We start from the raw sequence: 22,344 nt of genomic DNA on the forward strand, positions 1-22,344 counted from the left end.
AAGCATAGAACTAGTCGATAGCAGCGAACAACCGCAACAACCCACAACCTTCATCGATATTGCTGCTGGCATCTTTGGTGGTGCAGCACTAATAGCCAAAGAAATGGTCAGACCCACCGTTGCCTCTCCAGACCCACGGGCTGTCCCTAAAGAAGACGACAAAATCATTTGCCACAAACACCCATCCTCATTCTCCGATCTGGGTAGCAAATACTCCGAGAAATTACCAGATATCTCACCACTTGGCATTATCGAAGGCGGTATCGACATACTCAGCGCAGGCTGGGGGACATTAACCGGTGGTGCCGAATACATGGCCGAAGGTTCCAGCAAAGTCTACATCAACGGCCAGCCTGCCGTACGCAGCAACGACCGCAGCACCTGCGAAGCCAAAGTCACCGACAACTGCAAAGGTGGCGTCAGAGTTTCCAACAACGTGCGCATCGGTGGTGAACCCATTGTCGTGCGCGAAATCAAAAGCGGCAAACATCCCATCAACCTGATAGTTTCCGTAGCAACAGCGATATTGCGTCCCGGAAAACTGTGTACCAAAATAGTCTGCTTTGGGAAAGATTTTTTCACCGGTGTTGCTCTCAGCCATCTTACAGCACAAGGGACAAGGGCTGCATCAACTGTTTTTCTAGGCAATCCCGTCCATCTACCTACCGGCGCCAAAATACTTACAGACCAGGAAGAACTCGACTTCACCATCCCCGCCCATTTCTCCATCGAATGGCAACGCTTTTACAGCAGCAGAGACGAACGAACCCATGGCATGTTCGGCGCCGGCTGGAGCGTCCCCTATGAAGTAGAAATGGAAATCTCTCCGCAGCCAGACGGCTCCTGCTCCGCCGTCTACATAGAAGAACAAGGCCGGCGCCTTGAGATCGAAGCCTTGCAGCCGGGCGAAGGCATCCGCGGCGTGAACGAAAACCTCACCATCCGCCGTGGCCAACAGAATCGCTGGATCATCGAAGACGATGACGGCATCTACCGCCTGTTTGAACCCGATCCCAACCAGCCTAATCGCCTCTACCTCACCCTGCTGCAAGACCGCAACGACAACCACCTGTTTATCTACCGTGATCAGCATAGCCGCATCAGCCACATCAGCGCCGACAACAACACCGCCACCATCTCCCTGCACTATCAGGATAAACGCCATCCCCAGCGCGTTACCCACATCAAACGGGAACTAGCCGATGGCAGCAGCCAGCTACTGAGCCAGTACCACTACAGCGATCAGGGTGACCTGCAACAAGTCATCGATGCAGAAAACCGCCCCACCAGAGAATTTGCCTACGACAACGGCCGGCGCATGAACTACCACCGCCTGCCCACTGGTTTGCAGTGTCATTACCAGTGGGATAGCTTCAGCGGATCAGATGGCATCGAATGGCGCGTCATCCGTCACTGGAGTGAAGCCGATGGCAAACGTCTGGAAGACTACCGCTTCCAGTATGACCTAAGCAAACGCCTGACTACTGCGTATGACAGTCTGGGTCGAGTAAGCCAGCATTACTGGAACGAAGTCTATCAACTCACCCGTTACATTGATGTCCTAGGGCAGACCACCGAATTTGACTGGAACGAAAACCAGCAACTGATCAGCGTCACCGATCCGCAGGGTGGGAAGTGGCGCTACAGTTACGACGAACAGGGACGTCAAACTGAAGAAACCGACCCTCTCGGCCGTACCAGCCAAACCCAGTGGCTGCCACACTGGGCTTTACCCACCATCAGCGTCGACCCCGATGGCAGCATCTGGCGTTACTACTACGACCAGCGCGGTAACCTGCGCAGCGTTATCGATCCCATGAAACAGCGTACCCACTACCAGTACGACCAGCATGGCCAGATAATTCAGATCACCGATGCCCGCGGTGGCAACAAATACCTGCGCTGGAACCAGAACGGCCAACTGATTCAGCACAGAGACTGCTCCGGCACCATCACCGAACTGAATTACGACCAGTACAGGCAATCTCAGCAGCATCTCCGACGCCCAATGCAACAGCAGCAAATACCAGTACAACGCTGCCGGCCAGCTTACCGGCGTTACCTTAACCGACGGCAGACAGGAACACTATCGCGTCAACAGTGCCGGCCAGCTACTGACCTATACCGACCCAGCCGGCCACAGCACCCACTACCAGCGCGACCCGCGCGGACTGGTGCACACCCGCATCGATGCTGCCGGACGCAAACTCGGCTTTAACTACGATGCCTATGGCCGCCTTAACACCCTCATCAACGAAAACGGCGAACACTACCAGTTTCAATACGATGCTGCCGACCGCCTGATCGAACAGACCGATCTGGACGGGCGTAAACAACAACTAAGCTATGATGCACTGAATAACGTCAGCGCCGTGCACTTTGCTGCCGGCAGCAGTGCCGAAATCACCCACCGCTTCAAACGCGATGCCATCGGCCGCCTGATCGGCAAATACACCACCGACGGCAACACCGCCTACCAGTACGACCAAGCCGACAACCTTATCAAAGTCGGCTACAAAAAAGCCGGCCTGCCCGCAGAAGCTGAACCCGACCTCATCACCTTCAGCTACGACCAGCTGGGCAACCTGCTGAGCGAAACCACCGCACAGGGCACCCTCAGCCACCAGTACGACCCACTGGGTAACCGCATCGCCACCACCCTGCCGGATGGGCGCACCATCAACAACCTCTATTACGGTTCCGGCCACCTGCACCAGATAAATATCGACGGCAACATCATCAGCGACATCGAACGCGACAACCTGTACCGCGAAATATCACGTACTCAGGGACGCCTGAACACCCAGTTCAAATACGACCGTAACAGCCGGCTGCAACGCAAACAGATACGGCGCAATCAGAATCCCATCCTGCCTGATATCCTGCTCGAACGCAGCTACCAGTACGACAACCTCGACCGATTGGTAAGCAAAAAACACAGCAAACACGGGCAGACCGATTACCGCTATGATCACACCGGCAGAATCGAAGGCTGCCGTAATCAGAGATACTGGGAAACCCTGCAATATGATGCCGCCGCCAACCTGTTGGACCACAAACGGCCAATAGAATTAGACCCCAGCAATCAGAATGTCATCCGCTGTAACCAGCTCCTGCATTTCAGAGGGCACCACTACAGCTATGACGAGCACGGCAGAACTCAGACCAAACAGACCATCGGCGCAACCCAGCACTACCACTACGATGCAGAACACCGTCTGAGCGAAGTACGCATCGAACAACTAAACCGCAGCCAGCGTTACGGCTACGTCTACGATGCCTTAGGCCGGCGTATCGAAAAGCATCAGATAGACCGCGACGGCCAACCCTACAACCGTACCCGCTTCCTGTGGGACGGCTTAAGAATGATTCAGGAAACCGGCCCGAATCACCCCACCAGCCTGTATATCTATACAGACCAGAACAGCTACGAACCACTGGCACGCATAGACACAGACGGCAACCATGAACAACATATCCGCTACTTCCACACCGATCTGAATGGTGCGCCGGAAGAGTTGACCGACGAAAACGGTAAAATACTGTGGGAATGTAGCTTTCAGTTATGGGGTAAACGGATTCATGAAATTGAGCACGAATCAGTAGAGCAAAACCTCAGATATCAGGGACAATATTTAGACAGAGAAACCGGACTACATTACAATACTTTCAGGTATTATGATCCGGATATAGGTAGATTTACTCAGCCAGACCCGATTGGGTTGCTGGGTGGATTGAATCTGTATCAGTATGCGCCTAATGGGTTGACTTGGGTGGATCCGTGGGGGTTACATACCAGCCCAACACTTCCTTCTACTATAATAGTTAAAGATAGTGGTGTTATCATTGAGCACTATTATCATGGTAGTGATCACCTTCCAGCGCATGCTCATGTGAAAGGTGAAGGTAGAATGATAAGGATTGGAGCTAATGGGAAACCTTTAAAAGGTGAACCTGAGTTAAGTAAACAACAGCGCAGAGTTGTTGATCGAAATATATCAAAAATTCGAAGGGATTTAAATAAAATTAATCGTTGGTTTAAACATAAAAATCATCTTAACAGGGTATGTGGGAGAAAATAATGCAATCATTTATATGGATTTTTCATGGAAATGAAGCTCAGTTTTGCTCAGGTGTTTATGAGGAGTTAAAACAGGCAGAAATCTTTATAAAAAAATATTCTTTAAGTGGGATTTTAACAAAGATGCCTCTAAATAAAAGTGTATATGAATGGACTATTGAAAAAGGTTTTTTTGAACCTAAAAGGGATTATCAACATAGCAGTAAGTTTATTCAAAATTTTACTAGTGCTTATTTGGAGCATTATCATTATCAAAATGGGAAGAGGATGGAATAAAAATGCTAATTTTATAATTGAATTTATTATAAAAACGAAAACCAATATTAAGTATGACTTTTAAATAATTTTTTACATTAAAGGTTTTTTGAATTATGTAGTGAATCTATTTTCTTATAAAATACATTTAGCATATACTGCAACAATCTTAAATAAACAATTACAATTATTATATTAATTAGCGTATCGAAGGCTGCCGCAACCAGAGATACTGGGAAACTCTGCAATATGATGCCGCTGCTAACCTATTAGACCACAGACGACCAATAGAATTAGACCCCAGCAATCAGAATGTCATCCGCTGTAACCAGCTCCTGAATTTCAGAGAACACCACTACAGCTACGACGAGCACGGCCGAACCCAGACCAAACAGAGCATCGGCGCAACCCAGCACTACCACTACGACGCTGAACACCGCCTGAGCGAAGTACGCATCGAACAACTAAACCGCAGCCAGCGTTACGGCTACGTCTACGACGCCCTTGGCCGGCGTATCGAAAAACATCAGCTAGACAGCGGCGGCAACCACTACAACCGTACCCGCTTCCTGTGGGACGGCTTAAGAATGATTCAGGAAACCGGCCCGAATCACCCCACCAGCCTGTATATCTATACCGACCAGAACAGCTACGAACCACTGCACGCATAGACACAGACGGCAACCAAGAACAACATATCCGCTACTTCCACACCGACCTGAACGGCTGTCCGGAAGAGTTGACCGACGAAAACGGTAAGATACTGTGGGAATGCAGCTTTCAGCTGTGGGGAAAGCGGATTCATGAAATCGAACACGAACCCATAGAGCAAAACCTCAGATATCAGGGACAATATTTAGACAGAGAAACCGGCTTACATTACAATACTTTCAGGTATTATGATCCGGATATAGGTAGATTTACCCAGCCGGATCCGATTGGATTGCTGGGTGGGTTTAATCTGTATCAGTATGCGCCCAATGGGTTGACTTGGATTGATCCACTTGGGCTTAAATATACAGAACCTAAACTACCACCAAAAGTAATTGTTAAAGAGAGCGGAGTTACTATTGAGCATTATTATCCTAACGATCATCCACAAGGACATGCTCATGTAAAAGGGGGAGGACCAGAAACCAAAATAGGCTCAAACGGACATCCAATAAAAGGATATCCAGAGTTAACTCCTAAGCAGAATTCTGTTGTAAGGCGAAATAAGAGTATAATTAGAAGCCATTTAAATAAAATAAAAAAATGGCTTTGGTTTAAACATAAATTTTGCGGTAAAGGTAAATAAACTAATTAGGTGAAATATTATGAAAGATAGTAGTTGGGTATGGATTTTTAAGAAAGATGGTATCCCAATGGTTTCTGCTGTATTTTCTTCTCTTGAAAATGCGGACAATTGGTTAAAGCTTAATAAATTAACAGGGGTATTAACAAAAATGCCTATAGATATTGGCGGCTATGAGTGGTGCATTCAAAATAAAGAACAAATGCTTGAACACTATCATTACGAAAATGGCATCAGATAATGTTACATTCAAATTTTGTCATAGAGCCAGCAATACCTTGACTGTAAACTAGTTTACATTACAACTCATTTAGGTTTGTTGACACTAAATTTGGGCGCTCTACCCAACTAGATCTAATGGGATTAATCTCTATCAATATGCACCTAATAGGTTGACTTGGATTGATCTGTGGGGTTACATGGGGAATGAGTTAATCCTAATGGTATTAACTTTTCCCAATGAACTATTCCAGCTAATAATTATGCAGAAATTATGAAAAATGGTCAGTGGGATTGGAATAGATCCCCATTAAATGTAATTGAAGTTGATGGACAACTAGTTACTTATGATAATAGACGTTTAGAAGCTGATCCAGACAAAGTGAAAGTAATTAAAGTGGATCCAAATGCTCCCCATCCTAACTCCAACACAGATAAAACATGGTGGCAAAAATTCCAACAAAGATTTAATGATAAGCGAAATAAAAGAGCTGGTGGTGTGGTACCTAATAAGGGGTTAAGCCAAAGACCTATAAAGTATTAAGGATTATTAAATGTCAAAAATAGTGGAATTATGGAATGAAGAAGAATTGCCAATTAAAGATGGGATTTATTTTGCCAATAGAGAATCTTTTTCACTCTCGGTACAATTTTATCCTAATTTATTAATTGAAAAAGGAAAGAAATTTGACCTTGTTAGTTTTTTAAATGAAAATCCTGATTATCTAACTAGTATAGATATCACAAAAAAAATTAAAATGAATACAGGAGAAATATGTCTTTTAGGCGAGGGAAGTTATGGTTCAGAAGGATTTATCGCATATATGACGTCCGATGAACATTTGAAATGGGTGATGTATTTTGAAAAGTCGAATCCCTTTATAAATGCAATTGAATTACCTAATAGGTTTCTTGAAGTAGAATCTAGCGCGAATTATAAAATAATTATAGATTTAAAAAATCCTATTATGAATATCAACTTTAGATGGAGCGACTATTTGTAAATATCCCATACTTAGTACCATAATTACATATAAAATTATGTTACATGTTCCTATTATCTAATACCTCTAGCTAATTACAGAGCTATATCACCCCCGCAGGCCATAGCTCACGCAGCCAGCATTATGGCTACATTTACGACGCCCTTGGCCGGCGTATCGAAAAGCATCAAATAGACCGCGAAGGCCAATCCTACAACCGTACCCGCTTCCTGTGGGACGGCTTAAGAATGATTCAGGAAACCGGCCCGAATCACCCCACCAGCCTGTATATCTATACCGATCAGAACAGCTACGAACCACTGGCGCGGATAGACACAGACGGCAACCAAGAACAACATATTCGCTACTTCCATACCGACCTGAACGGCTGTCCGGAAGAACTGACCGATGCAAACGGCGAATTACTGTGGGAATGTAGCTTTCAGTTATGGGGAAAGCGGATTCATGAAATTGAGCACGAATCAGTAGAACAAAACCTCAGATATCAGGGACAATATTTAGACAGGGAAACTGGTTTACATTACAATACTTTCAGGTACTATGATCCGGATATAGGTAGATTTACTCAGCCTGACCCGATTGGGTTGCTGGGTGGGTTTAATCTGTATCAGTATGCGCCTAATGGGTTGACTTGGATTGATCCGTGGGGATTAAATGAAAAGTCAATAGGTACCGAAGATAACCCATTTAGCTCATCTCGTGCAGCACGCAGGGATGCCATGAGGCAGGTAGGAATCCCTACAAGCCAGCAACCACTTAGTCAGTCAAAAAACAAATCAGGAAGAGAATATACTTATAGAACGCCAAAAAAACAAGGAGGTGGTATGACTATATCTTCTGTACAAGATCAAACTATGGACAGTAGTCATTTAGAGAAACCACATTGGGAAGCTGGGCAGGTTAAAATTGATGATTCAGGAAGACCAATTATGAATAAATATAAGAGACCTCAGTTGAAGAATGGTAAAGGTAAGGCGTACTATGTAAAACTCATGGGAATATGTAAATGAATAATTCTGAAAATAAGCGTGAATTACTTTATAGTAAGCGTGAGTTACTTTATAGAAAAGCGCAAGGTAAAATACATAAAGATAATTATTTTAATAAAATTCGATCATTTACAAATGTGGATGTAAATGCTAATAGATTTCTTAGTCTAGAAGAAACCGATGTCCTTATAAATAAAATTAATTGTAAAAATTTACTTTGGAGGGAAAAAAAATATGATTGTTGTTATAAGGAACTCGTCGACTTTATACAATCAAAGGTTAAGAAACAGCCTTTTTATCTATTAATCGATGAAGAATGGAAATATTGTGGAGCTTATAAAGTAATAAATGATATTTCAGAAGAATATGATTTTGATAAACTGGTTTCTGATGAAATAAGAATTATCCCTTATGATTTATCATTTCAAATTCGAATAGACTATGATTTTAATGAAATAGAATGTGAGTATATTATATATAAATAGAAAACGTGTATATGTACACTGACTCAGTCGGCCATAAATCACTGACATGGATAAATAAACTAGGTGATGCCCCCAGAGAAAGTTATGTACTTCCACACCGACCTGAACGGCTGTCTGGAAGAGCTTACCAATGCAAACGGCGAAGTAGTGTGGGAATGTGTAAATATCCCATAGTTAGTACAAAACAGACGTAGAAAATCATGCTGCTTGTTTTAGTGTTTTATACTCAATTGGCGTCATATTATTTAGTTCTTCATGAGGTCTTTCGGTGTTATAAACTGTTAGCCATTCTTCGGTTACCTTCCTTGCCTGTTCCAGATTATTAAAAAGATATAAATCCAGTACCTCTGTACGGTACGAACGGTTAAATCGTTCAATAAAGCCATTTTGATATGGGCTGCCGGGGTTGATGTACTCTATAGTTATACCATGTGATCTTTCCCAGTTAGTAAAGGTGTTTCCGGTGAATTCCGATCCATTATCTACTCGTATTTTTAGTGGATAACCATGATATTCGGCCAGTTTATCCAGATAACGGGTAATCCTGCCAGCTGGTAAACTGACCGCAATATCAATGCCTAGCGCCTCACGATTAAAGTCATCTATCACATTGAAAGTTCTAAAACACCGTTGATTTCGACTGCTGTCACTCATAAAATCCATTGGCCAGCATTCACCTTGTTTATTGGGTACTGATAGCCTTTCCGGGCTTCGTGGAGGAATGCGTTTTTTACGCTTTACCCTGAGATTAAGGTTTAATTCACAATACACCCGATAGATACGTTTATGATTCCATTTATAGCCAAGCTTTCTGATGCGATTAAAACACTTGGGAAAGCCCCAGCGTAAATGCTTATCGGTAATAGCACTTAGTACAGACATAATCACTGAATCATCCGGTAACTTAGGTTGATAATAGTAAGCACAGCGGCTTAGGTCAACAATAGCGCAGCTCATGATAATAGTAACAGGATGACTTTCTTGTAACTCCAGAGCCCAGGCTTTACGTTCCTTGGTAGGCACTAGAGCTTTTTTATGATTTCCTCCTGAAACTGGGATTTTAAACTCAGTTCAGCAAACATCTGCTTAAGCTTGCGGTTTTCAGCCTCCAGTTCCTTTAAGCGTTTGATATCGGAGGTTTCCATACTACCGTATTTTCCCGCCATTTATAAAAAGTCGGGTTGCCGATGCCATATTTGCGGCAAAGTTCTTTGACAGGAATACCGGCTTCAGCTTCTTTTAAAATAGATACGATTTGATGTTCAGTCATCTTTTTCATGTTTAAATCCTCTGTGGGTTAATGAAGAGAATTTTCTACTTCAGAGCTGTACTATTTTAGGGGGTAATTACAATTAGCTACCCGATGTTGCCCATAAGCAGGAAATTCATAAGCCATATTAACGACAGCCTGCTCAATATGAGGCTCTACGCGATTTTTCTCTATAGGTTTTTTGCGACTTATTTCCTGAAGAGCTAATTCTCCGCCCTGTTCATAGAGTTTTTTGAAGCGATAATAGCTGTCGCGACTATATCCCAAGACTTTACAGGCTTGCTGAACATTACCTAACTGTTTAGCGAGTTCTAAAAGACCTAATTTTGGTTTAATTATTTTTGCAGATTGATTCATTACTGACACTCCATTATTGGTTTAAAATACACTAAATGTCAGATTAAATAAAGACTACTACATTAAATGTCTATTTCTGTTGTCCATTTAACAACCTGTAATGGTATTTCTGTTCTGATATTACAGACGCCTGGCAACAATGCTAAGGTATTGACTTGAAAATTTCTATATTCTTCTAAATCTTTACATAAAACCCGTAGAAGAAAGTCATTTTCCCCAGCCATCACATAACACTCTTGAATTTGTGATAATAATTTTACTTCATAAATAAATCTTTCAATGGCGGCAGAGTTGGTGTTGGCAATATCTATCTTTATTCTGACGTATACTATTAATTGTTTGTTAATGGTTTTTTTATCGAGTAGTGCTACGTATTGTTTTATAAATCCGGCATCTTCTAATATTTTTATGCGCCGCAGACACGGGGATGGGGATAATCCTACTTTTTTGGCAAGTTCATTATTTTGAATATTACCCTCTCGCTGAAGTATTCTAAGTATCCTTTTATCAATGTTATCCAATTTCATTATAAATACCCCATTATTAGTACAGTAATTACACAGAAAATTATGTATCTTATTTAAGTCGCTTATATTTTATCGGTACCATATTGCTTAATTCCTTATGAGGATGTTCCGTGTTACTTATATCGTTAACTGCTTTTTTGTTACGCTTCTTGCATGTTACGAAAATTAGCAAACATATTTAGTTTAAATACTTTTGATTAATATATTCGGTTTACTTACTCCCGTGTTTTTAATCTCTGGATACTGGCTGTCTGGCCGTTTATGACAGTATAAACGTTTCTCTCATATTTGCAGCAAAAGTCTTTGACATGCATCACAACTTCAGTAATTTTTATATTGATAAATTTTTTCATATTTCACGATTCTCTTTTTGTTTAATGATAGAGAATTTTGAATATTTTTTGCAGAATTTTTTTAAGGAAAACTTGCAATTAAAATCTGATACTATTAATCACGGATTATTTGAAACTAAATTCCAAAATATATCACATATAAATAATTAAAAAAATTAAATTTCAATACAAAAAGAGCATAATAGCCATAGATTCAGTATCTTTATGTTAGATAATGTATTGAGGAGCTTTAATAATGTCAGAAAAATTCGGTGTTAATTCAGAATGCGGTAAATTGCGAAGTGTAATGGTGTGTCGTCCTAATTTAGCACATAACAGATTGACGCCATCAAATTGTCATGATCTTTTGTTTGATGATGTTATTTGGGTTGAAAAGGCTCAACGTGATCATGATAACTTTGTGGAAATAATGAAAAATCGCGGTATCTATGTTATTGATGCGAATATTGCTCTTAGTGAAGTATTACAAAATAAAGAACATAGAAATTGGATTCTTGATCGTCTTTTCGTCCCTAAAAATATTGGTGCTCATATGCTAAGTGATGTGCGTGCTTGGTTAGATGAGCTTTCAGCTGAAAGTCTATCTGCATTTTTATTCGGTGGTATTACAAAATCAGATTTACCTTTTAAAACCAGTAGTGATCTGATGTTTAATTACATGAATCAAGATGATTTTTTAATTTCCCCAACTCCAAATGCTCTTTTCCAACGCGATCCAAGTTGCTGGATCTATGGTGGAGTTACTTTAAATCCAATGTATTGGCCTGCTCGCCGTCCTGAAACACTGATTATGCGCGCAATTTACAAGTTTAATCCCTATTTTGCTGGTAAAGCCAAAATCTGGTGGGGCGATACAGATGAAAATTTAGGCACATTGTCCATGGAGGGCGGTGATGTAATGCCGATAGGAAACGGAGTTGTGTTGGTGGGCATGGGCGAACGCACAAATCCTCAGATGGTATCTCAACTGGCAAATAGCATTTGCGGTAAAGAGGATGGGGCCACACGGGTAATTGCATGTCAAATGCCAAAATCACGTGCAGCAATGCATCTGGATACCGTATTTTCAATGTTGGATTATGATTTATTTTCAGTTTTCCCGGAAGTTGTCGATCAAATTAAATGTTATAGCTTATATAGAAGCAGTACTGAAGAGAAAATCACTATTGAAGAACATAAAGGGCAACATTTTGTTGATGTTGTTGCCGAAGCAATGGGCAAAGTAACTGGTTCACAAGTCACTCGTATTCAAACTGGCGGGAATAGTTTCCAAGTTCAAAGAGAGCAATGGGATGATGCGAATAATGTGATTATGTTAGATAGACGGGTTTGCATCGCTTATGACCGTGACACTTATACGAATCAGATAATGCGTGATCACGGTGTAGAAGTGTTAGAAGTAGATGCTGGTGAATTAGGCCGTGGGCGTGGTGGTGGTCATTGTATGACTTGTCCAATTATTCGTGATTCAATCATTTAAATTTAAATAAAGGAAATTTATTATGGCTTTCAATCTAAAAAATCGTAATTTACTTAGTTTAGTTCATCATACTGAACGTGAAATTAATTATCTAATTGATTTAGCTCGTGATCTTAAAAGAGCTAAATATACTGGAACAGAAAAACAATTATTAAAAGGCAAAAATATTGCTTTAATTTTTGAAAAAACTTCAACCAGAACGCGTTGTGCTTTTGAGGTTGCTGCGCATGATCAAGGCGCCAATGTAACTTATATTGGTTCAAGTGGTTCACAAATTGGTCATAAAGAAAGTATGAAAGATACTGCCCGTGTATTGGGACGTATGTATGATGGAATTGAGTATCGCGGTTACAAACAATCTGTAGTCCAAGAGCTTGCGGATTATGCAGGTGTTCCTGTGTGGAATGGTTTAACTGATGAGTTTCATCCAACTCAAATGCTTGCAGATGTATTAACGATGCTGGAGTATGCTAATGGCAAATCATTAAAAGAAATTAAATATGCATATGTTGGTGATGCACGCAATAATATGGGTAATTCATTATTATTAATCGGTGCAAAATTAGGGATGGATGTACGTATTTCTGGCCCAAAATCACTACTGCCTGAGCCTGAATTAGTAGCAATGTGTGAAAAATTTGCAAAAGAAAGTGGTGCACGCATCACTGTTACTGATGATGTAAAAAAAGCGGTAAAAGATGTAGATTTTATTCATACAGATGTCTGGGTTTCAATGGGTGAACCTATCGAATCGTGGGGTGAACGTATTGATGCATTAACTCCATATCAAGTAAATAAAGAATTAATTGCGGCAACAGGCAATTCTCGAGTTAAGTTCATGCATTGTTTACCAGCATTTCATAACTCTGAAACCAAGGTGGGTAAAGAAGTAGCAGAACAATACCCTCAATTTAAAAATGGTATCGAAGTTACAGAAGATATATTTGAATCTCCCATTAATATTGCATTCGAACAAGCAGAAAACAGAATGCATACCATTAAAGCAGTTATTGTATCCAGCTTAGTTTAAAATAAAACGATTGGAATTAAAATGAGAATTGTTATTGCTTTAGGTGGTAATGCGCTATTGCGAAGAGGAGAGCCTTTAACGGCTGAGAATCAACGCCAAAATACTAAAATTGCATGCCAGCAAATTGCTAAAGTTTACCCGGGAAATGAATTAGTTATTGCGCATGGTAATGGCCCGCAAGTAGGATTAATTGCATTACAATCTTTGTCATATACGGATGTTCCTTCATATCCTTTAGATGTGTTAGGAGCAGAGTCTATTGGAATGATTGGTTATATGATCATGCAAGAATTAGGTAATCTTCTTCCGCTAGAGACGCCATTAGCAACGTTATTATCTCAAGTGGAAGTTGATAAAAATGATCCAGCATTCATGAATCCAACTAAGCCTATTGGTCCTGTTTACACAAAAGAAGAGGCTGAAAAGCTGGCAAAAGAAAAAAATTGGAGCATTGCTCCTGATAACGATAAATATAGACGTGTCGTTCCTAGCCCAATTCCGAAACGTATTTTTGAAATTCGACCTGTAAAATGGTTATTGGAAAAAGGTACTGTGGTTATTTGTGCTGGTGGTGGTGGTATACCAACATTTTATGACGATGATGGTACCTTAAAAGGAGTGGAAGCTGTAATAGATAAAGATCTTTGTTCTGCTGTTTTAGCAAAACAAGTTGCGGCTGATATTTTTATCATTGCAACTGATGTATCTGCAGCTTTTGTTAATTGGGGCAAACCAAATCAACAGGCGATTAAGGAGGCACACCCGGATACGTTAGAGAAAATGGGCTTTGCTGCCGGTTCTATGGGGCCAAAAGTACAGGCTGCCATAAATTTTGCACGGGAAAATCCGGGAAAATCAGCAGTCATCGGATCTTTGGCTGATATTGATGATATTGTTAAAGGTATTGTTGGTACGAAGATTAATACATCGTTTTCTACTGAGCTAACATACTATTAACTAAAGCAAACTAGGTATCGTATTGAATAAATGCGGTACCTTTTTTTAAGGATTCGTTATTATGCAATCTGAAAAAAATATTCAATCAAAAGAAAAGAAAAAATCCTTATCAGCATTTAGTATTTTATTTATTATTTTGACTTTGCTATGGATTATTTCTAATTTATTATCTGGTCATTCATTTACTCCCGTAACTCTCCCTGATAGTTCAGAAGTAGTCTCTACAGTTATCTCTCCATCACTTAGTAATCTTGTGATGGCACCATTTAAATCTTTTCAAAATTCAATCAATATCGCTGTATTTATTCTTGTATTAGGCGGGTTTATCAATGTGGCGATGAAAACAAATTCTTTAGAAGCTGGTATTTCTGCATTGGTGCAGAAATTAAAAGGAAAAGAATTGGTGCTTATCCCGCTGCTGATGTTTTTGTTTTCTGTTGGCGGAACTGTATATGGCATGGCTGAAGAAACTATTGCATTTTATGTTCTTATCACTGCAACTTTAGTTGCCGCTGGTTTTGACACTTTGATTGCAGTGGGAGTTATTCTCTTAGGAGCAGGAGCGGGGGTATTGGGATCAACGGTAAATCCTTTCGCTACTGGTGTGGCTGGTGATGCATTGAAGGGTGTTGGCTATAATCCGAATCAGGGAACCATAATTACGGTAGGAACAGCCCTCTGGCTGTCAACGCTTGCTTTTTGTATATGGTATGTGATGAGGTATGCCAAAAGGATTAAAAAGGATAAAACAGTTACATTATTGTCCCAACAAGAACAAACGGAAATGAATTTGTATTTTAATACGGAAAATACAGAACATCTTAGATTCGGACGGCGTGAAAAAAATATTTTAATTTTGTTTGCATTCACTTTTATTGTAATGATAATTTCATTGATACCGTGGGGAGAGTTTAATATAACCGTTTTTAATGATTGGACGTCATTTTTGACTGGCAGTAACTTCGGAGACTGGACCTTTGGTGATTTAGCCATGTGGTTTTTGCTGATGTCAGTAGTCATTGGTATTGCGGCAAAAATGTCAGAAAAAGAAATTGTTGATAATTTTATTGCGGGAGCTTGTGATATTTTATCTGTAGTGTTGATTATTGTTGTTGCTCGTTCTATTTCGGTATTAATGGGGGAAACACATTTTGATCTATTTATTTTAGATAAAGCCCAAAACCTGTTAACAGGGTTGTCGCCAGTTATTTTTGTTCCTGTAGCCTACTTGATTTATTTAGGTCTGTCTTTCTTGATTCCTTCAACATCTGCACTGGCCTTTGTTTCTATACCAATTCTGGGGCCGCTGACGGCTAAGTTAGGGATGGATCCTAATATTATGATTATGATTTTTGTAGCTGGTAGTGGTTTGGTAAATTTGATTACGCCGACATCTGGTGTTGTTATGGGCGGCTTGCAATTATCTAAAGTAAATTACAGTACTTGGTTAAAATTTATGGGGCGTCCAGTAGCTATTATATTGATTATGAATATAATTATTTTGACTATATCGATGACGTTATTGATAAATTGATTTTCCAATTTACACCGGCCGTTTTTCTTCAGCTCCTTCCTCAATCTTCAGTAGATTCTAGGGAGGAGTGCTTATTATAAAATAAACAAAAAACAAATTTTGAGAGATGGTTTCTTTCATACTAGATTAATTTTGTAACTACTGTAAATACCCCATAGTTAGTACAAAACTGACGTAGAAAATCATGCTGCTTGTTTTAGTATTTTATACTCAATCGGCGTCATATTATTTAGTGCTTCATGAGGTCTTTCGGTGTTATAAACTGTTAGCCATTCTTCGGTTACCTTCCTTGCCTGTTCCAGATTATTAAAAAGATATAAATCCAGTACCTCTGTACGGTACGAACGGTTAAATCGTTCAATAAAGCCATTTTGATATGGGCTGCCGGGGTTGATGTACTCTATAGTTATACCATGTGATCTTTCCCAGTTAGTAAAGGTGTTTCCGGTGAATTCCGATCCATTATCTACTCGTATTTTTAGTGGATAACCATGATATTCGGCCAGTTTATCCAGATAACGGGTAATCCTGCCAGCTGGTAAACTGACCGCAATATCAATGCCTAGCGCCTCACGATTAAAGTCATCTATCACATTGAAAGTTCTAAAACACCGTTGATTTCGACTGCTGTCACTCATAAAATCCATTGGCCAGCATTCACCTTGTTTATTGGGTACTGATAGCCTTTCCGGGCTTCGTGGAGGAATGCGTTGTTTACGCTTTACCCTGAGATTAAGCTTTAATTCACAATACACCCGATACACCCGTTTATGATTCCATTTATAGCCGAGCTTTCTGATGCGATTAAAACACTTGGGAAAGCCCCAGCGTAAATGCTTATCGGTAATAGCACTTAGTACTGACATAATCACTGAATCATCCGGTAACTTAGGTTGATAATAGTAAGCATAGCGGCTTAAACCAGCAATAGAACAACTCATTGTAATAGTAACAGGATGACTTTCTTGTAACTCCAGAGCCCAGGCTTTACGTTCCTTGGTAGGCACTAGAGCTTTTTTATGATTTCCTCCTGAAGCTCGGATTTTAAACTCAGTTCAGCAAACATCTGTTTAAGCTTACTGTTTTCAGCCTCCAGCTCCTTTAAACGTTTGATATCGGAGGTTTCCATACCACCGTATTTTTCCCGCCATTTATAAAAAGTCGAATTACCGATGCCATATTTACGGCAAAGTTCTTTGACAGGAATGCCGGCTTGAGCTTCTTTTAAAATAGATACGATCTGATATTCAGTCATCTTTTTCATGTTTAAATCCTCTGTGGGTTAATAAAGAGAATTTTCTACTTTGGCGCTGTACTATTTTAGGGAGTAGTTACATTAATATTAATATGCCTTACTTAATCGTTATCGGCTTGCTTATTACTTCCAATCTGGTGATGACTACTGCGTGGTACTGGCACATTAAACCCAGTAACTACAGTTTTCCGCTCTGGTAGATTATTCTGATTAGCTGGGGAATTGCTCTGTTTGAATATTGTCTGGCTGTGCCGGCCAATCATCTGGGCGCGCATTGGGGTATCAAGCCGTTTCAACTGAAAATTATTCAGGAAGTAGTCACGCTGGTGGTGTTTACTCTGTTTGCTATTCTTTATCTGAAAGATGAATTTCGTTTTAATTATCTTATGAGCTTTGGCTTTATACTTGGTGCGGTGTATTTTGCTTTTAAACGTTAATTGGCCAAAGAAAAAGGACGCTGCTGCGTCCTTTTATGATGATAGTTATCAGGCTTTCGGTAAAGTAACGCCGGTTTGCCCCATATATTTGCCAGCACGGTCTTTATAGGAAGTGGCGCATTCCTCGTCACTTTCAAAAAACAGTACTTGTGCTACACCTTCGTTGGCATAGATTTTTGCTGGCAGCGGTGTGGTGTTGGAAAATTCCAGTGTCACATAACCCTCCCATTCGGGTTCAAATGGGGTAACATTCACAATAATACCGCAGCGTGCATAGGTTGATTTACCCAAGCACACAGTCAGAACATTACGCGGAATACGGAAATATTCCACGGTACGTGCCAGAGCAAAAGAGTTTGGTGGAATAATGCAATAATCGTCTTCAACGGTGACAAAATTGCGTGTATCAAAATTTTTCGGGTCAACAATGGTGCTGTTGATGTTGGTAAAAATTTTAAATTCGCGTGCGCAGCGGATATCATAGCCGTAGCTGGAAGTGCCATAGGAAATGATTTTTTCACCGTTTACCTGTTTAATCTGATTCGGCTCAAACGGTTCAATCATGCCGTGCTCTTCGCTCATGCGGCGTATCCATTTGTCTGATTTAATACTCATGACAATACCCTTGATAAATTTAGCGCATTATACCGAAGCCTATGTCGCCGTTGCAGGCAAATTGCGGCAATTTACGCCAGCTTATGCCATTATTCGGGTAACCAGCCACCCAGATGATGAACTAGCTCAGCCAGCAGATCACCTAATGCTTCAGCCATCAGAATCTGCGAGGCAAAGGTGATGCTCTGCATATCATCGCCCTGTCCGGCTGCTTCTTCCTGAATCACATCCAGAAACTGAATACGCTTCAGGGTAAAATCCTGCGTCAGTACGAAGCGCACTCTATCCTGCCAGCACAGCCCCAACTGGGTCACAACCTTGCCGTTTTTCACCAGATTTACTACTTCCTCAGCAGTTAAATCCTGATGGCTGATACGCACTACCGGTGCTGCATCACCCAGGCCTTTAAGTTCACAATCACTATCCAGCTCAAAATGGCCGGCAGCCGCACCATTTAACAGCCATTCGGTCATCAGGCTTCCCGGCGACTGCTGGGTGCGCGGTAATTTTGCTTCCAGCCCGCCAAGTGCATCACGCAATTTGGTAAGCAGCATTTCTGCCCGGTTGGCATTGGCCTGATTAATCAACAATAATCCGCGCTGGGTATCAATGATTGCTTCTGTCTTGCCGCTTTTGGTAAATGCACGTGGTAGCAAGTCATCGGTGATGGTTTCTTTCAGCTCCATCTTTTCTTTGCGACCAACATTGCGGCCTTCGGCTTCACGGATTTCATTGATTTTTTCTTCCAGAATATCGCGCACTACCGCTGCCGGTAATACCTTTTCTTCTTTTTTCAGCGCAATGCGCCAGGTATTTTGCGCCGGAAATACCATTTCCGGACTAAACGATACCGGGCTGGCAAACCCAATACTGTCCCAGTCCAATCCCATACAGGGTTTGAATTCAGCTTCGGCCAGCTTGTCTACCAGTGTTTCCAGCTCTGGCAAATTTTCTTTATTTAGCGGATAAATACTTAATTGCTTAAACCACATGCGTTATTTCTTTCACATCCAACAGGGAAAGAAGTGATTATACGGCAGCCTGAGCATAAGTGTACTACCCATACAGTCTTGCAAAATCAATAATCATTCATCGGTATGATTAGATCACCGGTATTAAGTGTATTTAACACTTTTCAATGGTTATTGCTGTTAACAATATTTATTAGTTAATGCTTCTGGTGATGTAAATGTACAGAAAACAACACCAGCTCTGCAAATATCCGGTTTTCAGCTTTGAAATCGACAATATATTTGGCTTATGCATAAATACTGTCGTACTATCTGAGGATACGTTTGCAATCATTTTGTATTTTCCGGTTAATTTTTTATCAAGCTGTTATGTTCAATTGAGATAGTTTTTTTAACCTTTGGATTAAAGTGGAATGGCGTTTTTACTTGTATTGTGATTATTGGTATTTTAATGGTGATATTCTCCAGTAAAAAAACCATATACAGCCAGCACCTAAGCCACGCAATCGTACGAATAAAAATAAAGCTACAGCCACACTCCACAGCGCTGGCAATAAACCAGAAAATCCAGCAAATAACAGCCTGCCGCAACAATCTTCTGCCCAAGCTAATGTTAGTACGGTCATTGCTGAGTTAATGGCACAGGATAATGAAAATAAACAGTCTGCTGACACAGCAGTAGATGATGAACTGGCAACTTTTACGATTACTTCTGGCAGCCGCACCAGAATTTCTGGTTCTGAGAATACGGAGGAAGGCCGATGGCTGGCACCCGATACGTCGATTACTATCCACAACCGAAATTTAATTGTTTTTTAAATTGATACTGACGGTAACGGTAAAAAATGAAAAGCCGATAAAAGCGAGTGTGGCACTGGACTGGTTGCGCTGCTCACCTGAATATTATTTCAGATCAGCCGCACAACGCTGTAAAGAGTACTTGGGAATACCCAATAGGCATACAGAGCCCTGTAAACGGTTTAATTTATTGTCAGATGGTGCAACTGAAAGCATTATTGAATGGGCTTATGACTGTGTAGATGCATTGTTATTAAAGATAATAATGATATTTATATAGATTTTAAAATATTGGTCAAACTACATTGATAAAATAATGATAGATAAAGAATCAGTGCAAAAGAAAGAAATGCAGTTACTCAATTTCTGAAATCTGGCTTTACTCCGAAAACCGGTATACTACATATCCAGGTAAGACAGGTTAATAAACTGAAAGCCATGATACGGGTACCAAGCACATTGAAGTTAGTGGTACTGCTTTAAAGCTGATTATTGATGATTATACTTCAGGCGCAACGTTTTTATGAATATAGAACAAACAATTGCTCTGGAATAAAAATTTGTAACCTTGCATGCACCTAGCAGGTAGGCGAAGTACTTTTATTCTGAATTGATGAAAAAATATCTATATATAAAAAAACTGAATGAAAGTGCGCTGGGCAATTTTCATGTATTACCATTGCAATAATAGAGTTTTACAAGCCAATTTGACATCTTTTATAATATGACTTTTTATAACCAAAATTAAAATAATATAAAGGAATATTACAATGTTAAAAAAATATGTCAAAAATGTATATGTTGCCTTTGATCCACAAGAGGCAACATTTCTGTTTGAACGTAACATTAAATTAGAATCTAAAGAAACTCTTTTTTCTCAAATTCCTGCAATGGTACGCCATCTTTATTTTCCCAAAAAAAGAATAAAGTTATTGATTGGTCTATTAGTTGCCTGGCCATTATATTTTTTGGTAATTGCCTTCTTTTTCTGGCCAAGTAAGATTTCTCTTCAAGGTCTTGTTATTTTATCATTTGTAATTATCGGACTTGTCATCTCAATTATCTCGCATTACTTCGCTATCTTTTCGGAAATAAGAAGATTAAAAAAATTATACAACAATTTAGAATGGCCGATAGAAAGTTACTGTGCTTTTTTTGCAGAAGGATTCTTAATTAAAGCTGACGATATGGAAGGGGTTTTTTATTGGGATGATTTTATGTGCATAATGGCAAATTCTACTGTACTTTCGTTTAATTTTTGCCCTTCAGGTACGCCAAAAGGCAAATTTTTCAAAAAATACTATCCACGCTTGGACACTTTTTACATATTTATTAATGGCGATGATGAAATACAAGAGCTCGTGAAATCAGTAAGTGAAGAAATTGATGGCCTGATTGAATTTAGATAATATGTATTAATTATTATGTAAAAAACTTTTGCACGGTTTATTGTGCATTAAAAAATATAATTAAATATTATTTAAAAAATCAATAATCTATCATCAGCATAAATTATATTGATGGAATATCACAAAAAAGGTAGCAGTCACCGATTTAGATAAACGATTTGTAGAAAATTCGTTACTCAGGTTCAAAAAGAAGCTGATAGCATCGGCAACAGTGTGGAACAAATCATTCATCAGAGACTCGCCGCTATTTCGGAAATGGTTGGCGGCTATGATTTTGCCAAAGTCATTGAAGCCTACTGGAAAGCCAGTGAACAGGATGATGAGCAACTAAAAGCCTGTGCGATTAAATGGCTGAGTGCTGAATACAGTACCAAAACCGAGGCACGTAATGATTTGGGTGTCAGAATCATTATTGCTGATGCTTTTTTTTGATGCTTAAAAAATCATGAACCTGTTTGTGCGACTGGCTGGCAAATAATTAATATCAATACCGAAGAGAAAATCATTCTGGTTCGGCATGCCAGAGGCGGAACGCCACCTGTATTTGAAAGTAATAGTCTAAATATTCATGATGTTCTTCGTGAAGAAATGTATCGAATATTATGTGATGAAGATTTCAGAATACCGGTTGCCCATAAAAAAGCAGACTTTACTGATAATAACGCTAAAAAGCTGTTTAAAGAAAGCTGCTATGTATTCAAGGCTTTTAAACTGGCAACAGAGAAATTAATTCAGTTTGGTGATACAGTTTATTTATTGCCATGGAAAGGCGATAAAATTGTTAATACCCTTTTTACCTTACTACTGCGGGAGAAACTATCAGTAGATATCAATGCAGGAATCATTACTATAGCTGATACTTCTATTGAACAGGTGAAAGCCGTATTGCAACAACTTGTGTAAATACCCCAAACTTAGTACAAGCTTCAAGTAGAAAATAATACTGCTTGTCTTAGGGTTTTATACTCAATCGGCGTCATATTATTTAATGCTTCATGAGGCCTTTCGGTGTTATAACTGGTTA

General features: G+C 40.1%; 26 protein-coding genes and 2 pseudogenes. 19 read left to right on the forward strand and 9 right to left on the reverse strand.

From position 1 onward, the window contains the following. The 3 genes from BGI33_RS06240 to BGI33_RS06250 form a co-directional block, all read left to right on the forward strand. On the forward strand, window positions 1-2,218 hold a 2,218-nt coding region (locus tag BGI33_RS06240), incomplete at its 5' end, for a DUF6531 domain-containing protein (RefSeq protein WP_144235371.1). Next, window positions 2,175-4,082: an RHS repeat-associated core domain-containing protein gene (locus BGI33_RS06245; protein WP_100090429.1), complete on the forward strand. Its 1,908-nt coding sequence runs from the start codon at window positions 2,175-2,177 to the stop codon at window positions 4,080-4,082. The genes BGI33_RS06240 and BGI33_RS06245, both read left to right, overlap by 44 nt. Beyond that, a complete protein-coding gene (locus tag BGI33_RS06250) occupies window positions 4,082-4,357 on the forward strand; it encodes a DUF7710 domain-containing protein (protein WP_100090451.1) in 276 nt (91 codons plus the stop codon). Before BGI33_RS06245 ends, BGI33_RS06250 begins: the two co-directional genes overlap by 1 nt. A 272-nt stretch (window positions 4,358-4,629) precedes the next feature. On the opposite strand, the gene BGI33_RS13745 is transcribed toward BGI33_RS06250, so the two are convergent. Continuing rightward, window positions 4,630-4,800 (reverse strand): hypothetical protein, encoded by a 171-nt coding sequence (locus BGI33_RS13745; protein WP_257379265.1) that lies wholly within the window; start codon window positions 4,798-4,800, stop codon window positions 4,630-4,632. A gap of 107 nt (window positions 4,801-4,907) precedes the next feature. On the opposite strand from BGI33_RS13745, the gene BGI33_RS13985 reads away from it, so the two are divergent. From BGI33_RS13985 to BGI33_RS06285, 7 genes are all read left to right on the forward strand, one after another. Then, on the forward strand, window positions 4,908-5,633 hold the full coding sequence (locus BGI33_RS13985; protein ID WP_100090430.1) for an RHS repeat domain-containing protein: 726 nt from the start codon (window positions 4,908-4,910) through the stop codon (window positions 5,631-5,633). Window positions 5,634-5,652: 19 nt separating this feature from the next. Next, window positions 5,653-5,871, forward strand: coding sequence for a DUF7710 domain-containing protein (locus tag BGI33_RS06260; RefSeq protein WP_100090431.1), 219 nt, complete (start codon window positions 5,653-5,655; stop codon window positions 5,869-5,871). 252 nt (window positions 5,872-6,123) lie between these two features. Then, on the forward strand, window positions 6,124-6,393 hold the full coding sequence (locus tag BGI33_RS06265; protein WP_100090432.1) for a hypothetical protein: 270 nt from the start codon (window positions 6,124-6,126) through the stop codon (window positions 6,391-6,393). 10 nt (window positions 6,394-6,403) lie between these two features. After that, window positions 6,404-6,853 (forward strand): hypothetical protein, encoded by a 450-nt coding sequence (locus tag BGI33_RS06270; protein ID WP_100090433.1) that lies wholly within the window; start codon window positions 6,404-6,406, stop codon window positions 6,851-6,853. Between the two features lie 227 nt (window positions 6,854-7,080). Beyond that, window positions 7,081-7,863 (forward strand): RHS repeat domain-containing protein, encoded by a 783-nt coding sequence (locus BGI33_RS13990; RefSeq protein WP_180297054.1) that lies wholly within the window; start codon window positions 7,081-7,083, stop codon window positions 7,861-7,863. Continuing rightward, window positions 7,860-8,327 (forward strand): hypothetical protein, encoded by a 468-nt coding sequence (locus tag BGI33_RS06280; protein ID WP_100090435.1) that lies wholly within the window; start codon window positions 7,860-7,862, stop codon window positions 8,325-8,327. The genes BGI33_RS13990 and BGI33_RS06280 overlap by 4 nt, the downstream gene beginning before the upstream one ends. A gap of 66 nt (window positions 8,328-8,393) precedes the next feature. Then, the gene (locus BGI33_RS06285) at window positions 8,394-8,501 is read left to right on the forward strand and encodes an RHS domain-containing protein (protein WP_100090436.1); all 108 of its coding nucleotides are present in this window, start codon (window positions 8,394-8,396) and stop codon (window positions 8,499-8,501) included. Window positions 8,502-8,525: 24 nt separating this feature from the next. Here the strand turns inward: BGI33_RS06285 and BGI33_RS06290 are convergent, their stop codons facing one another. From BGI33_RS06290 to BGI33_RS06305, 4 genes and pseudogenes are all read right to left on the reverse strand, one after another. After that, window positions 8,526-9,350 carry an IS3 family transposase gene (locus BGI33_RS06290; RefSeq protein WP_100090437.1) on the reverse strand — a complete coding sequence of 275 codons (825 nt, stop codon included), beginning with the start codon at window positions 9,348-9,350 and terminating at the stop codon, window positions 8,526-8,528. 94 nt (window positions 9,351-9,444) lie between these two features. Next, on the reverse strand, window positions 9,445-9,606 hold the full coding sequence (locus BGI33_RS06295) for a transposase (RefSeq protein ID WP_100090438.1): 162 nt from the start codon (window positions 9,604-9,606) through the stop codon (window positions 9,445-9,447). Between the two features lie 72 nt (window positions 9,607-9,678). Further along, window positions 9,679-9,954: pseudogene (locus tag BGI33_RS06300) on the reverse strand (helix-turn-helix domain-containing protein); the annotation flags it as partial. Window positions 9,955-10,016: 62 nt separating this feature from the next. Beyond that, entirely contained in the window at window positions 10,017-10,481 is a 465-nt protein-coding gene (locus BGI33_RS06305) for an Lrp/AsnC family transcriptional regulator (RefSeq protein ID WP_100090439.1), read from the reverse strand. 588 nt (window positions 10,482-11,069) lie between these two features. Here BGI33_RS06305 and BGI33_RS06310 point away from each other — a divergent pair. The 4 genes from BGI33_RS06310 (at window position 11,070) to BGI33_RS06325 (ending at window position 15,835) form a co-directional block, all read left to right on the forward strand. Further along, window positions 11,070-12,314, forward strand: a complete 1,245-nt coding sequence (locus tag BGI33_RS06310; RefSeq protein ID WP_100090440.1) for an arginine deiminase — start codon at window positions 11,070-11,072, stop codon at window positions 12,312-12,314. Between the two features lie 22 nt (window positions 12,315-12,336). Further along, a complete protein-coding gene (locus BGI33_RS06315; RefSeq protein ID WP_100090441.1) occupies window positions 12,337-13,344 on the forward strand; it encodes an ornithine carbamoyltransferase in 1,008 nt (335 codons plus the stop codon). 21 nt (window positions 13,345-13,365) lie between these two features. Continuing rightward, the gene (gene arcC / locus BGI33_RS06320; protein WP_100090442.1) at window positions 13,366-14,301 is read left to right on the forward strand and encodes a carbamate kinase; all 936 of its coding nucleotides are present in this window, start codon (window positions 13,366-13,368) and stop codon (window positions 14,299-14,301) included. A gap of 61 nt (window positions 14,302-14,362) precedes the next feature. After that, window positions 14,363-15,835 carry a YfcC family protein gene (locus tag BGI33_RS06325; protein WP_100090443.1) on the forward strand — a complete coding sequence of 491 codons (1,473 nt, stop codon included), beginning with the start codon at window positions 14,363-14,365 and terminating at the stop codon, window positions 15,833-15,835. A 182-nt stretch (window positions 15,836-16,017) separates the two neighbouring features. Here the strand turns inward: BGI33_RS06325 and BGI33_RS06330 are convergent, their stop codons facing one another. Together BGI33_RS06330 and BGI33_RS13425 are read right to left on the reverse strand one after the other, a co-directional pair. Then, window positions 16,018-16,842 carry an IS3 family transposase gene (locus BGI33_RS06330; protein WP_218965146.1) on the reverse strand — a complete coding sequence of 275 codons (825 nt, stop codon included), beginning with the start codon at window positions 16,840-16,842 and terminating at the stop codon, window positions 16,018-16,020. Continuing rightward, complete coding sequence (locus BGI33_RS13425) at window positions 16,842-17,099, reverse strand: transposase (protein WP_218965147.1); 258 nt, start codon at window positions 17,097-17,099, stop codon at window positions 16,842-16,844. Before BGI33_RS13425 ends, BGI33_RS06330 begins: the two co-directional genes overlap by 1 nt. An 83-nt stretch (window positions 17,100-17,182) precedes the next feature. Between BGI33_RS13425 and BGI33_RS06335 the strand changes: the two are divergent. Beyond that, window positions 17,183-17,527: pseudogene (locus BGI33_RS06335) on the forward strand (DMT family protein). 48 nt (window positions 17,528-17,575) lie between these two features. Here the strand turns inward: BGI33_RS06335 and dcd are convergent. Both dcd and BGI33_RS06345 read right to left on the reverse strand, forming a co-directional pair. After that, window positions 17,576-18,142 (reverse strand): dCTP deaminase, encoded by a 567-nt coding sequence (gene dcd, locus BGI33_RS06340; RefSeq protein WP_100090444.1) that lies wholly within the window; start codon window positions 18,140-18,142, stop codon window positions 17,576-17,578. Between the two features lie 89 nt (window positions 18,143-18,231). Beyond that, complete coding sequence (locus tag BGI33_RS06345) at window positions 18,232-19,134, reverse strand: recombination-associated protein RdgC (RefSeq protein ID WP_100090445.1); 903 nt, start codon at window positions 19,132-19,134, stop codon at window positions 18,232-18,234. Between the two features lie 615 nt (window positions 19,135-19,749). Here BGI33_RS06345 and BGI33_RS06350 point away from each other — a divergent pair. The 4 genes from BGI33_RS06350 to BGI33_RS06370 all read left to right on the forward strand — a co-directional run bounded on the left by BGI33_RS06350 (window position 19,750) and on the right by BGI33_RS06370 (window position 22,223). Continuing rightward, window positions 19,750-19,932 carry a hypothetical protein gene (locus BGI33_RS06350; protein WP_100090446.1) on the forward strand — a complete coding sequence of 61 codons (183 nt, stop codon included), beginning with the start codon at window positions 19,750-19,752 and terminating at the stop codon, window positions 19,930-19,932. A gap of 749 nt (window positions 19,933-20,681) precedes the next feature. Beyond that, entirely contained in the window at window positions 20,682-21,320 is a 639-nt protein-coding gene (locus BGI33_RS06360; protein WP_100090448.1) for a LapA family protein, read from the forward strand. Window positions 21,321-21,476: 156 nt separating this feature from the next. Next, window positions 21,477-21,752 (forward strand): BREX system ATP-binding domain-containing protein, encoded by a 276-nt coding sequence (locus tag BGI33_RS06365; RefSeq protein ID WP_100090449.1) that lies wholly within the window; start codon window positions 21,477-21,479, stop codon window positions 21,750-21,752. A 156-nt stretch (window positions 21,753-21,908) separates the two neighbouring features. Next, window positions 21,909-22,223, forward strand: a complete 315-nt coding sequence (locus tag BGI33_RS06370; RefSeq protein ID WP_100090450.1) for a hypothetical protein — start codon at window positions 21,909-21,911, stop codon at window positions 22,221-22,223. Window positions 22,224-22,344 lie beyond the last annotated feature (121 nt).

The organism is Snodgrassella alvi (assembly GCF_002777425.1).
GTDB lineage: Bacteria > Pseudomonadota > Gammaproteobacteria > Burkholderiales > Neisseriaceae > Snodgrassella > Snodgrassella alvi_B.

Bases quoted from the DNA above. Each gene is read 5' to 3' on its own strand.
- dcd (WP_100090444.1), bottom strand. From the start codon at position 18,142: ATGAGTATTAAATCAGACAAATGGATACGCCGCATGAGCGAAGAGCAC.
- BGI33_RS06315 (WP_100090441.1), top strand. From the start codon at position 12,337: ATGGCTTTCAATCTAAAAAATCGTAATTTACTTAGTTTAGTTCATCAT.
- BGI33_RS06350 (WP_100090446.1), top strand. From the start codon at position 19,750: ATGGCACAGGATAATGAAAATAAACAGTCTGCTGACACAGCAGTAGAT.
- BGI33_RS06325 (WP_100090443.1), top strand. From the start codon at position 14,363: ATGCAATCTGAAAAAAATATTCAATCAAAAGAAAAGAAAAAATCCTTA.
- BGI33_RS06345 (WP_100090445.1), bottom strand. From the start codon at position 19,134: ATGTGGTTTAAGCAATTAAGTATTTATCCGCTAAATAAAGAAAATTTG.
- BGI33_RS06265 (WP_100090432.1), top strand. From the start codon at position 6,124: ATGAAAAATGGTCAGTGGGATTGGAATAGATCCCCATTAAATGTAATT.
- BGI33_RS13425 (WP_218965147.1), bottom strand. From the start codon at position 17,099: ATGAAAAAGATGACTGAATATCAGATCGTATCTATTTTAAAAGAAGCT.
- BGI33_RS06285 (WP_100090436.1), top strand. From the start codon at position 8,394: ATGCCCCCAGAGAAAGTTATGTACTTCCACACCGACCTGAACGGCTGT.
- BGI33_RS06260 (WP_100090431.1), top strand. From the start codon at position 5,653: ATGAAAGATAGTAGTTGGGTATGGATTTTTAAGAAAGATGGTATCCCA.
- BGI33_RS06370 (WP_100090450.1), top strand. From the start codon at position 21,909: ATGTATCGAATATTATGTGATGAAGATTTCAGAATACCGGTTGCCCAT.
- BGI33_RS06295 (WP_100090438.1), bottom strand. From the start codon at position 9,606: ATGAAAAAGATGACTGAACATCAAATCGTATCTATTTTAAAAGAAGCT.
- BGI33_RS06280 (WP_100090435.1), top strand. From the start codon at position 7,860: ATGAATAATTCTGAAAATAAGCGTGAATTACTTTATAGTAAGCGTGAG.
- BGI33_RS06270 (WP_100090433.1), top strand. From the start codon at position 6,404: ATGTCAAAAATAGTGGAATTATGGAATGAAGAAGAATTGCCAATTAAA.
- BGI33_RS06250 (WP_100090451.1), top strand. From the start codon at position 4,082: ATGCAATCATTTATATGGATTTTTCATGGAAATGAAGCTCAGTTTTGC.
- BGI33_RS06360 (WP_100090448.1), top strand. From the start codon at position 20,682: ATGTTAAAAAAATATGTCAAAAATGTATATGTTGCCTTTGATCCACAA.
- BGI33_RS13990 (WP_180297054.1), top strand. From the start codon at position 7,081: ATGATTCAGGAAACCGGCCCGAATCACCCCACCAGCCTGTATATCTAT.
- BGI33_RS06310 (WP_100090440.1), top strand. From the start codon at position 11,070: ATGTCAGAAAAATTCGGTGTTAATTCAGAATGCGGTAAATTGCGAAGT.
- arcC (WP_100090442.1), top strand. From the start codon at position 13,366: ATGAGAATTGTTATTGCTTTAGGTGGTAATGCGCTATTGCGAAGAGGA.
- BGI33_RS06305 (WP_100090439.1), bottom strand. From the start codon at position 10,481: ATGAAATTGGATAACATTGATAAAAGGATACTTAGAATACTTCAGCGA.